General features: G+C 37.7%; 15 protein-coding genes and 1 pseudogene. 7 read left to right on the top strand and 9 right to left on the bottom strand.

The genetic code is table 11. From position 1 onward, the window contains the following. Positions 1-248 precede the first annotated feature (248 nt). Entirely contained in the window at positions 249-788 is a 540-nt protein-coding gene (locus tag H6G59_RS19130; RefSeq protein WP_190717204.1) for a (2Fe-2S) ferredoxin domain-containing protein, read from the top strand. A 139-nt stretch (positions 789-927) separates the two neighbouring features. Here the strand turns inward: H6G59_RS19130 and H6G59_RS19125 are convergent, their stop codons facing one another. Next, positions 928-1395 carry a thioredoxin family protein gene (locus H6G59_RS19125; protein ID WP_199332083.1) on the bottom strand — a complete coding sequence of 156 codons (468 nt, stop codon included), beginning with the start codon at positions 1393-1395 and terminating at the stop codon, positions 928-930. 31 nt (positions 1396-1426) lie between these two features. Beyond that, on the bottom strand, positions 1427-2005 hold the full coding sequence (locus tag H6G59_RS19120) for a hypothetical protein (RefSeq protein ID WP_190717202.1): 579 nt from the start codon (positions 2003-2005) through the stop codon (positions 1427-1429). A 265-nt stretch (positions 2006-2270) separates the two neighbouring features. Between H6G59_RS19120 and H6G59_RS19115 the strand changes: the two genes are divergently transcribed. Continuing rightward, a complete protein-coding gene (locus H6G59_RS19115; RefSeq protein WP_190717200.1) occupies positions 2271-2795 on the top strand; it encodes a hypothetical protein in 525 nt (174 codons plus the stop codon). A gap of 83 nt (positions 2796-2878) precedes the next feature. Here the strand turns inward: H6G59_RS19115 and H6G59_RS19110 are convergent, their stop codons facing one another. Further along, a complete protein-coding gene (locus H6G59_RS19110) occupies positions 2879-4258 on the bottom strand; it encodes a 1-acyl-sn-glycerol-3-phosphate acyltransferase (RefSeq protein ID WP_190717270.1) in 1380 nt (459 codons plus the stop codon). 140 nt (positions 4259-4398) lie between these two features. On the opposite strand from H6G59_RS19110, the gene H6G59_RS19105 reads away from it, so the two are divergent. The 3 genes from H6G59_RS19105 to H6G59_RS27750 all read left to right on the top strand — a co-directional run bounded on the left by H6G59_RS19105 (position 4399) and on the right by H6G59_RS27750 (position 7218). Beyond that, entirely contained in the window at positions 4399-6207 is a 1809-nt protein-coding gene (locus H6G59_RS19105) for a proline--tRNA ligase (protein WP_190717198.1), read from the top strand. A gap of 202 nt (positions 6208-6409) precedes the next feature. Next, complete coding sequence (locus H6G59_RS19100) at positions 6410-6691, top strand: UPF0175 family protein (RefSeq protein ID WP_190717196.1); 282 nt, start codon at positions 6410-6412, stop codon at positions 6689-6691. Then, the gene (locus tag H6G59_RS27750) at positions 6688-7218 is read left to right on the top strand and encodes a PIN domain-containing protein (protein WP_190717194.1); all 531 of its coding nucleotides are present in this window, start codon (positions 6688-6690) and stop codon (positions 7216-7218) included. The genes H6G59_RS19100 and H6G59_RS27750 overlap by 4 nt, the downstream gene beginning before the upstream one ends. Here the strand turns inward: H6G59_RS27750 and H6G59_RS27415 are convergent. Next, positions 7167-7388 (bottom strand): annotated as a pseudogene (locus H6G59_RS27415) (Uma2 family endonuclease); the annotation flags it as partial. The gene H6G59_RS27750 and the pseudogene H6G59_RS27415 sit on opposite strands and share 52 nt — an antisense overlap. A 615-nt stretch (positions 7389-8003) precedes the next feature. On the opposite strand from H6G59_RS27415, the gene H6G59_RS19090 reads away from it, so the two are divergent. Then, complete coding sequence (locus H6G59_RS19090) at positions 8004-8609, top strand: GerMN domain-containing protein (protein ID WP_190717193.1); 606 nt, start codon at positions 8004-8006, stop codon at positions 8607-8609. A 358-nt stretch (positions 8610-8967) separates the two neighbouring features. On the opposite strand, the gene accB is transcribed toward H6G59_RS19090, so the two are convergent. Both accB and efp read right to left on the bottom strand, forming a co-directional pair. Next, entirely contained in the window at positions 8968-9501 is a 534-nt protein-coding gene (gene accB, locus H6G59_RS19085) for an acetyl-CoA carboxylase biotin carboxyl carrier protein (RefSeq protein ID WP_190717191.1), read from the bottom strand. 171 nt (positions 9502-9672) lie between these two features. Continuing rightward, a complete protein-coding gene (gene efp / locus H6G59_RS19080; protein WP_190717188.1) occupies positions 9673-10230 on the bottom strand; it encodes an elongation factor P in 558 nt (185 codons plus the stop codon). Between the two features lie 214 nt (positions 10231-10444). Here efp and H6G59_RS19075 point away from each other — a divergent pair, with 214 nt between their 5' ends. Beyond that, the gene (locus H6G59_RS19075) at positions 10445-11551 is read left to right on the top strand and encodes a peptidylprolyl isomerase (protein WP_190717268.1); all 1107 of its coding nucleotides are present in this window, start codon (positions 10445-10447) and stop codon (positions 11549-11551) included. Between the two features lie 158 nt (positions 11552-11709). On the opposite strand, the gene vapC is transcribed toward H6G59_RS19075, so the two are convergent. The 3 genes from vapC to H6G59_RS19060 all read right to left on the bottom strand — a co-directional run bounded on the left by vapC (position 11710) and on the right by H6G59_RS19060 (position 13420). Beyond that, a complete protein-coding gene (gene vapC, locus H6G59_RS19070; protein WP_190717186.1) occupies positions 11710-12111 on the bottom strand; it encodes a type II toxin-antitoxin system tRNA(fMet)-specific endonuclease VapC in 402 nt (133 codons plus the stop codon). After that, the gene (locus tag H6G59_RS19065) at positions 12108-12380 is read right to left on the bottom strand and encodes a DUF2281 domain-containing protein (RefSeq protein ID WP_190717184.1); all 273 of its coding nucleotides are present in this window, start codon (positions 12378-12380) and stop codon (positions 12108-12110) included. Before H6G59_RS19065 ends, vapC begins: the two co-directional genes overlap by 4 nt. A gap of 404 nt (positions 12381-12784) precedes the next feature. Then, positions 12785-13420 carry a type I restriction endonuclease subunit R gene (locus H6G59_RS19060; RefSeq protein ID WP_190717182.1) on the bottom strand — a complete coding sequence of 212 codons (636 nt, stop codon included), beginning with the start codon at positions 13418-13420 and terminating at the stop codon, positions 12785-12787. Between the last annotated feature and the right edge of the window lie 21 nt (positions 13421-13441).

Here is a 13441-nt window from a genome sequence, read left to right as displayed (position 1 = left end):
ATGGTGAAAATCTATCTTGGAAATCATGTCAAAATAATTCGTAATTGATAAGCCTTAATTTGTAATTCTCATCATTGAGAAATTGAACTGGTTAATTGATGGTGTCGTTTAATCTCTTCAATTACGAATTACGAATTACGAATTACGTTCGCGCAAGCGTGCCGTAGGCTCTATTACGAATTAGACATGATTCACCCTATCTAACTCAGTTTGACTAAAAGTTAATTTTGTAATTTTGAGTTATTAACATGGGTGAAAAGTATCAGTCGTTATCAGAATTGAATCTTGAGGGACAGTTTTTAGGTTTTGTTGGTGATAAACCAGGAAAATATAAATATTTAAGTTTAGCGATTCCCTCTGGGAAGGTGAAAGTTAAACTACCTAAAGATTTGCGCTGTTCTCCAGTTTCTTCTTTAGTACCTGGGGAACAAATTCGCGTTGGTGCTATCAGTAAATTGAACCCACGTACAAGTAAGGTTAAACTCAAAGCTTATCAAATAGAAGCAGTTGGTTTATGTTTCATTGAAAATCGCCAACCTCAAACCAAAGCTAAGATTATGGTTTGTCAAAAATCTGGTTGTATGAAACGGGGTGGAAAGGGGTTATTATCAGACTTAGAGAAAACTTTGTGCGATCGCGGTTTATCTGATAAAGTGACAATTGAACACACCGATTGTCAGAAGCGTTGTAGCAGCGCTCCCAATTGTGTTTTGATGTTGGGTAAAAAGCAATACAAGAAAATTCATCCAGAAGCTATAGCCTCTTTGTTAGAGAATCATTTGAGTTAAGTTGTCAAAATATTTTATGAAATTATTACAAAGGTGAAAGAGAAAACTCTCATTCACCTATTTTTGCTGTCAAGAGTTAACATAAAAATAGCTTTGTAATTCTGTAATTTTTATGACTGTAGTTACTGCTTGTGTAATCTTAACCTGTAAATTTTAGATTATCAATTTTTCCAGAGTAACTATTGTTATAGCCGATTTGAATACTTTCTAATGCCAGACGTAAATCTTCTCGTGAACGAAACTCTTCTAATCGCTGCTTGACAATACCATTTTCAATCAGCAATAAAGTTGGTAGGGACTTAAGCCTATAAGTATTAGATAGTTTAAAATTTTGCTCGGCATTAATCTCAACTAATTTTATTCTATCACTGCATTGAACTTGAAATTGTAGCAACAAAGGATGAATAATTTTACATAGTCCACACCAAGGGGCTGTAAAGATTACCAATACAGGGATAGGAGATTCTAAAACATTTTTGGTAAAGGTTTTTTCACTGATAGATAATATAGTTGGTTTTCCGTCAGATGCTGGAAATAAATGTGCGACTCCAAATAACTTTCCTACATGAGATTTTTGCAAAAAAGCTTGTCTTTGAGCATAGGTCATGATCTCTTTTGAACCTGCTTTAATTTCATTACTATTCATATAACTTTGCTCTTCCCCACTGACTTTCGTGTCGCCGACAAAATTCTGCTGCTGCGGCTCTTGAAAATCTGAAGCCATATAAATCCTCTCCAGGAGTGCTACGTGATAAACCCAGATATTCCATTTCCACCTTATCTCTATAGTATGACACAGCAGTATCTAAAGCTTCTAGAATAACTAGCGGTTCTTCTGCCTTTACCTCACAAAACTCGAAAGCAACTTTTATTGCATACCAAATCAACCATTTACCAATAGGTTCAATTAGTCTTCCAGTAGCATCTCCTCGACTCGTAGGGTGTGCTTCTATATTATTTATTTCCATAAATATGGGAGGAGCGGGTTCAGGATCGAAATATGGATAAAGACTATATTTCACCAATCCCCAAACTTGACCCCTATAAACCAGCTTAACTATATTTTGGCAGTAAAAAGCGGTTTCATTCCAAATATTTAACCAGTTACAAGACCAATTTGTGGGTAGATCATCAATATTTGCTGGAGAAATAAAAGCAATTTCCTCAGTGTTGGATTCAATTAAAACTTTTACCTGATAACTTCCAATTGTAGTCAATTTGTTTTTCTTACCTAGTTAAAATGAATTTTTAATCTCCTAAATTATACATTTAAATAATGCTTTATTCAATTAATGCCCTTAATTAAGTCTGCGGAGTATTTCTCTACATTAATTGCATTCTATCATCAGCAGATAAATCACAAGCTAACATCCTGTAAATCCTTAAATCCTATAAATCCTGATTTAGACAAAGAGGAAACAATACAAGATTCCCCAACGTCATCAATAATTAATCATCTTGGTATTTTTTTCAAAAATAATCATGAAAAACATCATCATATTAACCACAATCCTATCTTTGTGTAGCTTGACAACCATTCCTGCTATTGCTAATCCCAGCCAACAACACCATCAAATTAATAACGGTAATAAAATCAAACCTGTCATAATTCCTAACAATCAATTACCAGAACCTTTAACCAAAGAAGTAGTATTTAGAGAAATTGCTAGTGGAGGAATAACAGGGAGAACCTATCAAACCGTTTTACTTAATGACGGTAGACTAATAAGAGTATCAATAGGAGATGCTAACGACTCACAACGTAGTGTTTTGAGAGTTTCTAAAGAAAAAGTAAGACAGTTTGAACGCTTACTAAATAAAGCCAAATTTGAAAAATTCAACAAATTGAGTTATCCCGCACCTCAAGGTGCAGCAGACTATATTACCTATACCCTAACTAGTAAAACCACCACAACACAATACAATGATATTTCTCAATCTCAATTACCAAATAAATTAAATGAAGTAGTCAAAGCATGGAACGATTTAAAAAATAGCGCCAAATAAATAACCCAAATCCTCAACTTCAAAAATTGAGGATTTAGATCACACTCTGAATTTCTCTCGGTGACTCTGCGTGAGAAAAAAAATCATCCCTTCTCAACCAAACCCTCCAAAACCTGCTGTAAATCACTCGTCAACTCAGACACCGCTTGTCTAGCAGCAACCCGACTACTTTTATAACCCGAATAACGTTCAGAAACAGATATCGGTTCACCCACAGTTATCTTCACCTGCTGCTTACCCAATTGCGGACGCGGTAAAGGATTGATACCCTTAATTTTATTCACCATATTCCATAAAATTAAAGTCGTTTCCGCAAATCTTTCTACCGTTGGCTTTTCCCGAATATAAATACCAGAAACAGCCACAAAACTCTCAACTAACCTCATGTGCCACATCCGAAAATATGCTTCTTCAGCTATTCTATCCCCCAAACTTTTCTCAAGGGGAGATAATGATTTAATATCCTTAAAATCTTCTCTAAAGATATAATTCCAACCGGCTTGTTCTACCCGTCTACATCTATCAGCCCAATTTCCCCTAGATGGTAAATCAAAATACTGTTCAGCAATGAATAACGCAATATTCATCACAGCTTGTAAGCGATAAGCTAAAGCTTCATTTCTATCTAAAATTTCCCCATTGATAATCTTATCATCTGGCAATGTTTGATGATAGAATCGAGTATAAAATTGCTCCATTATCGATAATAAATGTTCTGATAAAGTCAATAATCGAGGATAAAGCACATCAAAAGAAGTACTATTTACTGACTTGACAGATAAACCACTAGCTGCTTCTAATTCAGTTAACAAATTTGCTATATTATCCCAAGGTTGATTCACATAACTATATTTAATTCCAATTGGTAAAATTAAAACTTCCTCATTTCTCCCCGCTTTTTGCAAATCTTCTGCACACCAAAAACCCATTTGAGCAATACCCGGTTCCAAAGGACTAACAATCTCTGATAACCCATTTGTCGCACCCTCTGGCGCAGCAGCCATGGGAAACTTACCATTAATATATAAATCCCGCGCTGAACGTAACCCCGTCCAGTCAGCCTTACCGCGTTGAATGGGAGTACCACCTAAATGAGAAGCAAGCCAACCAATATGTTTACCCGCCCATAGAGGAATTCCCCGATCATAGATAAAATGGGCATGAATCGGATGCTGTAGCTGTACACCCCGCCGTCGTGCTACCTTTGGCACAAGTTGGGAAAACAAGTAAGCTAAACAAAGTGGATCTTCTGTTTTAGGATGACGAAACGCCAGCATAAAGCGGATTTTCCCTTCCTGAAATTGCTGATAAAGATCAAGCAAAACTTCCACATTTTCTGCTTCAATTTGGCTAATAGGAGTTTTCCAGCGTATCCAGTCGGGTAAAAAAAGATGAACAAATCTTAATAGTAAGGGGTTCAGCGCTGGCGGAATAAATTCTAAAGGTGGTTGTGCTTGATACATTACTTCAGACAAGATAGTTATCTCCTCAAGTTACATAGAAAAAGCAGAATTTGGTTAGTAGTAAGGACTTTAGTCCTCACTAAATGGAAACACTTTAAACATAACCGATTGGAAAAGTTAGGAAGTAAAGGTAAAAAACGATGCGATTATCACAAATGTTATTTGTTACACTGAGGGATGATCCTGCTGATGCGGAAATCCCTAGTCATAAATTGTTACTTCGTGCCGGTTATATCCGTCGCATCGGTAGCGGCATTTACGCTTATCTTCCCCTAATGTGGCGGGTTTTGCAAAAAGTTTCCCAAATTGTACGGGAAGAAATGAACGCTACCGGCGCACAAGAATGTTTATTACCCCAACTACAACCTTCTGAATTATGGAAGGAATCGGGACGTTGGGATACATATACTAAGGCTGAGGGAATTATGTTTTCTCTCGTTGATAGACGAGAACAACAATTAGGACTTGGCCCAACTCATGAAGAAGTAATTACAACAGTTGCCCGTGATATGATTCGTTCATATCGTCAATTACCTCTACATTTATATCAACTGCAAACTAAATTTCGTGATGAAATTCGTCCCCGTTTTGGTTTGATGCGTGGCAGAGAATTTATCATGAAAGATGGTTATTCTTTCCATGCTGATGAAGAAAGTTTGCAAAAAACTTACCAGGATATGTACAAAGCATACAGTAATATGTTGCGACGTTCTGGTTTAGCTTTCCGAGCAGTAGAAGCTGATTCTGGTGCTATTGGTGGTTCTGGTTCTACAGAATTTATGGTATTAGCAGATGCAGGAGAAGATGAAGTTCTCTACACTGAAGATGGTAAATATGCCGCGAATGTAGAAAAAGCGGTTTCTTTACCTGCTGATTCGGAAACTTCACCTTTTACAAGTTACGAAAAACGGGAAACTCCGGGAACTGATACAATTGAAAAACTTTGTAATTTCTTGAAATGTTCTCCTACTCAAATTGTTAAAAACGTTTTATATCAAACTGTATATGATAACGGTTTAACGGTTTTGGTGTTGGTAAATATTCGCGGAGATCAGGAAGTTAACGAAGTCAAATTACAAAATGAATTGACTAAATTAGCTCCTCAATTTAGTGCAAAAGCTATTATTGCTTTTAGTATACCTACTAGTGAAACAATTGCCACTTGGGCAGCAAAATCTTTACCTTTAGGTTATGTTGCACCAGATATTGCTGATGATTATATCGCTGCAAGTAAACAGGTAAATTCCCAGTTTGTGCGCTTGGTGGATAAAACCGCTGTGGAGTTAAAGAATTTTGTCACCGGTGCAAATGAAACTGGTTTTCATGTCGTTGGTGCAAATTGGAATGAGCAATTTAAATTACCAGTATTAACCGTAGATATTCGTAAATCCAAAGCAGGCGATCGCTCTCTGCACGATTCAAACCAAACCCTACAAACAGCTAGAGGTATCGAAGCCGGTCACATCTTCCAACTGGGGACAAAATACTCTGAAGCGATGGGTGCAACTTATACCAACGAACAAGGGGAAGAAAAACCTTTGATTATGGGTTGCTACGGTGTAGGTGTGTCTCGGTTAGCACAATCAGCCGTTGAACAATCCTATGATAAGGATGGCATAATCTGGCCAGTTGCGATCGCACCCTATCACGCCATTATCACCATTCCTAACATTAAAGATGCCCAACAAATAGAAGTTGCGGAAAAGCTTTACACAGAACTCAACTCTTCAGGTGTAGAAACATTACTTGATGACAGAGATGAACGCGCAGGTGTTAAATTCAAAGATGCCGATTTAATCGGAATTCCCTTTAGAATTGTTACCGGCAGAGCGATTAATAACGGTAAAGTTGAAGTAGTAAAACGCGCAACTCGTGAATCTCAAGAAATCCCGATTGAGGAAGTTGTCAATACGTTGCAACAGTGGATTAAAGAAGCGATAGAAGGGTAAGATTAAACGCAGAGGGGCGCTGAGGTAAACGCTGAGGTACGCAGAGGTTTTTTTCTTGGTTAGCCCCCTAAATTGTCAATCTTGTACATCCTTTAATCCTAAAAATCCTGATATGGCTACGCCACGCTATCAGACAGTCAATAGTAGGTTGGGTTGACGGATGTTACCCAACATTTCCCAAAATTATGAAAGGTAAAACAAAATGGCTACAACAGAAATCAAATTTACCCTCACCTTACCCGAAGTCCCAGAAATCCATCGTTTAGAAGCAGAAAAAAAAGCCAAAGAAGCATACATCATGACATTATTACGTCATGGAGATATTAGTGCTGGACGTGCAGCAGAATTATTAGAAATTGAACGTTGGCAAATTTCTGAATTAATGGATATTTACCAAATATCTCCCTTCCCTACCCAAACCAAGGAAGAACTACAGGAAGAAGTTACTCAAACACTAGAAATTTTAAGCCAGTATAAAAAGTGATTATTGTCTCCGATACAACTCCCTTAAGTGAATTAGCAAAAGTTGGACAACTCAATTTACTGCGGGATATTTTTGGTAAAGTTATTATTCCCCAAGAAGTTTATAATGAAGTAACAACAGGAACTCATCCAGCAGTTAATTTAGTCAAATCAGCAGATTGGATAGAGATAATAGCAGTTAGGAATTTCAAACAACTATCTAATCTAAAAAAGGCAACAAATCTAGGTGCAGGTGAATGTGCTGCTATGATTCTTGCTGAAGAGTTAGCATCTGATCAATTATTAATGGATGATTTGGATGCTAGACGAGTTGCTTTATCTCGAAACTTAAAAATTATTGGCACAATTGGTATTTTATTAGTAGCAAAACAACAAGGTTTAATCCCCGCAATCAAAGATGTTTTAGATAGTTTAATTGCCGAAGGTAAACACATTAGTTCACGACTCTATCAAGAAGCTTTATTAGCTGCACAAGAGTCAGGTGCTTTCACCACAAATTTTTCATTTATTGTGGCACAGATGCCGTAATTGGTCGTTACGAGGGCGGTTTCTGGGAGTTTCCCTGCCATTTGTAGGCTTTCCGTCAGTGCAGCAGCTAAAGATGGTTGATTGACATTATCCACAGGTTCATCGTCTAAAATGAAGTCTTTAGGCAAGAGTTCCCAGGTAATTTTTTGGGTTGAAGCAGTGACAACCATAGCAACCACAAATGAGGGATCGATTATTGATTATAATATAACGTTAAATTATTTGATCTCAGAGGGTAGGATGTTATCAGTTAATTACCGCGTCTAACCTAACTGACAAGATATCTATTAATTTCAGGAAACTGCCCTTGAGAACGTGATTAATATATTAAAGGATTAAATTCAAGGAGCAAGCAAAAGTACACATAAGTTGAAATAATTCATACTTTTGGATCTTTAATTTCATCAATAATGAGGATGCAGGGTATTAATTGAGTATTAAATATCTTTCCGTACACCATCTTTATATCCGTATTTCAAGAAACAATTATATTTACATCAAAATTCCGGTGACGGACTAGAACAGTCAACCTAAAATTAAAGATGAGATAAAGTTACTATGGGTGCAAGATTACAAAATGCTGAAATAGCCTAACCAAGAGGATTATTAATCTAAAATCCCCAATCCCAAATGGGTATGAAACAGGCAAAATTAAAATCAGCAGGATTTTCATACATTAAAGCATCTATCGATTTTAAGAACTAAACCATGCATCCCTATTATCTTTAACCAGGTTTCTCCTCTCATTAACACTATTTCAGCCCTTTGTCAAGTAGGTTTTAGATATGAATGACCAACAAAGAACTAACCGTAATATTTCTTCAGGTGTAATAGCAGCCGTCTCAGCTGCGGTTGTAGCGGTAAGTGGTGGAGTAGCTTGGTTAACTTCCCAAACTCCCAATAGTTCCACACCAGCAAACCCCTCTCAAAGCATCAAACAGCCAGTAACAACCCAGCCCGGTAATGAACAAATTGCCAGTATATATTGGCTTAGACCCACGGAAAAAAGCGTTGAGTTAGTTCCTCAGCCGATAAAAATTGCTGCTGCACAACCCAACCAAGCTTTAGAAGCCGCTTTTAAAACATTATTAGCGGGGCCCACTGAATCTACAGATTCTACAACCATACCCCAAGGTACTCAGCTACTGGGACTAAAAGCTGACAAGAATGAAGTCCACGTCAATTTATCAGCAGATTTTACTAGTGGTGGTGGTAGCACTTCCATGATGGGTCGTGTCGGTCAGGTTGTCTACACCGCTACAACTCTCAATCCTAACGCCAAGGTTTACATTGAGGTAAATGGCAAACAATTGGATGTTTTAGGTGGTGAAGGTGTGGAACTAGAACAGCCTTTAACTCGTGAAAGCTTTAACAAAAATTATCCGCTTTAGCAAATCATCAATGGTCAATGGTCAGTTTACCCAAAAATAAACTCATGACCAATGACCAATGACTAAGACTTATTTAACACCCTCAAGTATTCAGCGACTTGTTGCACTAGTTCTGGTGGTACAGGCAACGTTTGTTTCATCAGGATTAACCCGCAAGGACTGACTAAGTGTTAACAGTAATCAAAATAATTAGTAATCCGTAATTCGTAATTAATAGAACATACTTACTTAAGTTATTGATAGAAAAATGCTTTTTCCTAGATTTCAAGCAAGCACTTTTTCAGTGTGGGGCAAGAATTACGAATTACGAATGATCAATTACGAATTATTTTGACTAATTTCATATAGATATTAATACTTAATCAGGGTTAATTCGCATCAAAGGTTGACCATATTCTACCGATTCGCCATTCTGCACCAAAATTTCCATCACCTGTCCAGAAACTTCGGCTTCAATTTCGTTCATTAGCTTCATGGCTTCAATAATACAGACTGTTTGACCACTGCGGACGCGATCGCCCACTTCCACAAAAGGCCCTTCAGTTGGTGCTGGTGCGCGATAAAAAGTTCCTACCATTGGGGACTGCACCTCTACCAATCTAGCAGCGGGCGTATTCACTGATAACGGTGATTGCGCCCCAGCCACGGAATTATCACGGCTTGTCGTTACTTCTGGTAACGGTGTGGGTGCGATCTGATTTCCTGTCGTTACCGATGTCAATCCCGAACCCACCACACCACCTAGCGTAGCTTGACTTACCGCGAGTACATGATTACCGATAGCTTTCCGTACTGTTAACTCAAAATTATCGCTTTTGAGCGTTACTTCTGCAATATCCGTTTGTGCAATAGTTGCCAGTAGTTGGCGGATTTCATTAAAGTCTAATGGCACAGTTTTTTTTACCTCGACCTAAACGTAAATGAAAATCTTAAGTGTGGCAGGGATTTAATCCCTATATAAACAAGGGATTGAAATCGGTAATACCAATTTTGGATTGGTAATTGGTAATTGGAGAATGATTACCCATTACCCAGTCACTATCCCAACTTGGTATTATGAAAATTATTCCCTGCCTAAATATTTATCTTCTCTGGTATCAATTTTGATACGTTCTCCTTGGGCAATAAACAAGGGAACCATGACAGTAGCACCAGTTTCCACAATTGCGGGTTTAGTGCCACCTGTAGCAGTATCACCTTTAACGCCAGGATCTGTTTGGATAATTTCCAGAACTACAGAATTAGGCAATTCTACTTCTAGAACTTGTTCGCCCCAACGAATGACATTGACTTCCATACCTTCTTTGAGGTATTTTACGCGATCGCCAATTTCCGCTACGGTCAATCTGCCTTCTTCGTAGGTTTCCATATCCATAAAGACCAACTCTTCGCCCTCTTTATAGGTATGCTGCATCGTAATTTTTTCCAGAGTAGCTTGTGGCACAGATTCCCCAGCCCGGAAAGTTTTTTCGAGTACTTTCCCCGTTTGGACATTTCTTAGTGTTGTTCGCACAAAGGCAGAACCTTTGCCCGGCTTAACGTGAAGGAAATCTATCACTCGCCATACAGACCCGTCTAAGACAATAGAGACACCGGGTCGAAAGTCGTTACTAGAGATCATGAAACTTTAAATTTTTGGAAGACAATCGGCATTTATTGTACCCTTCAAAGGTGGTCAGTTGTTAGTTGCTCTCCAAGAAGTGACTGAGAAACAGCAACAAACTACCGATAAAAAACTCAGCCCTCATAACTCAACACTCAGGACTGTTACTGTGGGAAGATTATTCATGGGTGATTTCCTTCTCAACAATTTAATGCTGCATTTGAGCTATCCCATGTTTAACTTATTTAAGTCCTGGCTAGATAACAGCCTCAAGGCAATACTCCTGGTAACTATATTTTTAGGCATAATTACAGCTGGGTGGACTCCTTCGGGTCACGCAGCCCTGCCATCTGGAAATGCAATTACCGATGGCAAAGCTTTGTTACGGTATGCACTTCCCATCGATAACAAACCAGTACGCAAACTGCAAGTCAGTTTAGAGGATATTTCTAACCAACTGCGGGCTAATAAGCGATGGGGCGCAGTTAATAATGACCTCAAACAAGCATCGCGGATACTCGATCAACCTTCCCAAATATTAGCAAGCGTTCCGGAAGAACGCCAACCTCAAGCCCAAGCTTGGATTACTGAGTTGAAATCTGGTATCGCAGAACTGCAAGAAGTAGTTAAAACCAAACAAAAAGAACCTATTCTTAACGGCAGAGCCAAATTACTAAATCTTGTCAGCTTGTTAGAAGAATCAATGGTGAAGGAATTCCCCTTTGAAGTTCCTGCTGAGTACAGTAATTTGCCTCAACTCAAAGGTCGTGCCACTATCGCCATCAAAACCAATAAGGGCGACCTTACCGTAGTTGTAGACGGCTACAGCGCCCCTGTAACTGCTGGTAACTTCGTCGATTTAGTCCAACGGGGTTTTTATAACGGTTTAGAGTTCACCCGTTCTGAAGAATCTTACGTACTCCAAACCGGAGATCCAGAAGGGAAAGAAGTCGGTTTCATTGATCCCAAAACAGGTAAATATCGTGCTGTTCCTTTAGAAATATTAGTAGAAGGCGAAAAAGAGCCAACCTACGGCATTACTCTAGAAGATGCTGGACGTTATCTGGATATGCCAGTATTGCCTTTTTCTTCCTTTGGTGCATTAGCAATGGCGCGTCCTGAAAGTGACGTAAACGGTGCTTCTTCTCAAATTTTCTTCTTCCTCTTTGAACCAGAACTTACTCCCGCAGGACGCAATCTTTTAGATGGTCGCTATACTGTGTTTGGCTATCTGACCGAAGGTAGAGAAATTTTAGATAAACTGAACGCGGATGACAAAATTGAATCTGCAACCGTTGTTCAGGGCATAGAAAATTTAGTGCAGCCACAGACAACTTAATTAATTTCAGATTTTAGATTTTGGATTAATTCTGAAATCTAAAATCTATTTAGTTTGCTGTCGTTTACTTTTTTATTTCTGCTCTTATTCTTATTAACTTTAAGCCTTTAAGCCTTGGTTTAAATTATATTTATATTTTTAATATTAGCAAATTAAAATTAAACTTCCCAATCTTCAAACTGCAACCCATTTACCCGGCTAAATTCTTTGACATTATGCGTCACCAATATCAAATTATTTGCCATAGCAATAGCTGCAATTTGTAAATCATTAGAACCAATCATAATTCCTTTTGCTGATAATTCTGCACGAATTCTTCCGTAAATTAGAGAAGCATCATCATCAAATGGCAGTGAAATAAACAACTTGAGAAAATCTTGCTGTCTAGCAAGGGTTTGTTCAAGATTATTGCTTTTCATTGCACCATAGAATAACTCACCTTTAACTACAGAACAAACTGCAATATCCGTCAATTTTGTTGAGCGTAAACGCTGCCGAATTGTCAACGATTTCCCATTCAGATAACGAGCGCAAACATTAGTATCTAGTAAATAAATCATGCAGCTTGTTCTTTTTCTTCAAAATTATCATCATCATCAAGAATAATGGGATCATCCTGACAACTACCATAGGTCTGTTCAAAAAAACTAGGAGGCCAGCCTAATTCCTCTGGTGATTTTTGTTGAGGTTGACTTTTTGCGTCTTTATCATATTTTTGTGATTTAAACTGTAAAAACTCAATAAAATTTAACACTTCTTCCTGTTGTTGAGGCGTTAAACTTTCGATAATTTCTAAGATAGATTTAGGCTTTTCTATTGCTTGAGTCATAATTAAAAATCCTCATCATTTGTTACAAACGACCTTTGCTGATTATATCTTATTTTTTAGCCGGTTAATCCGGTAGGGGTAAAGTAGGGACGTTTGAGTTTGATTAAACGTCTCTACTTTCTAAAAGAGACTCTAGCCTTTTCTACTTGCGGTTAGCAGTAATAACGTCTTTCAATTAGTTCTTGAGTGTATCCATTATTTTCTTTAATTTAACTAAAACTTCTTTTTCTAAACCTGTAGACCAACGATATTTATAGCTTTCATGCTTGTATCGACTAACCTTTTCCTTATTGGGACAGAAACTTGCTCCCACCAGCAATTAGTAGTGAAAAATCACAAATAATTTAAATGTACTATGAAATCTGGGTAATTGCAAAAAGTTTTCTGGAAAAGGTACAGATAAATTAAGTCATAATAGCTTTTCCTAATCGTTTTAAAATTTGCAAAACTTCAGCTAATTCATGTCGGCGGGGAAATAGGGAAAATGTGCGTGATACTTCGTATTGAGGTTTGTCTGTGATAGCTATTTTTATAAATATAAATTCATCGCCATTTGTAGCCATACCAAATACAGATTTATCTCGGTGGGGAGTAGTTAACATATAGGCTAATAACTGCGGTATTGCTGCGACAACTGGAATACTATTTCGTTTAGATTCAACCACAAAAATCCAAAGTTTTTCCTGTACAACTAGGACATCAATAAAACCGCGAATTGTTTCTTCTGGTTCTTCAATTTCTAAATTTATGCCATAGGGTGAGCGAATTCGGTAAGGTGAATCTAGAAAACCTGCAAGTTCTAAAAGTGGCGAAACTACTAAAAGATTAATTGTCCCTTCTAATAATAAACCATCAACACGATGATAATCATAACGCTGTTTAATGCGAGTAACACCTGATTGTTCTTGTTGATTGAGTTGGGGTAAGTCTGTCAACCATTCATTAAAAAAGTTTTCATCTTCTGCTGGATGTAAGTTGCAACGAGTTTGTAAATCACTCAAGCTTTTAATGGTGTCTGTGATGCCAACGATAGAAACCATTTGCTGTTACCTCATTTCTAA

This window comes from Anabaena lutea FACHB-196 (assembly GCF_014698305.1).
Classification (GTDB): domain Bacteria; phylum Cyanobacteriota; class Cyanobacteriia; order Cyanobacteriales; family Nostocaceae; genus Anabaena; species Anabaena lutea.
The sequence above is the reverse complement of the archived record's forward strand: the minus strand, read 5'-3'. Positions and strand labels throughout refer to the sequence as shown.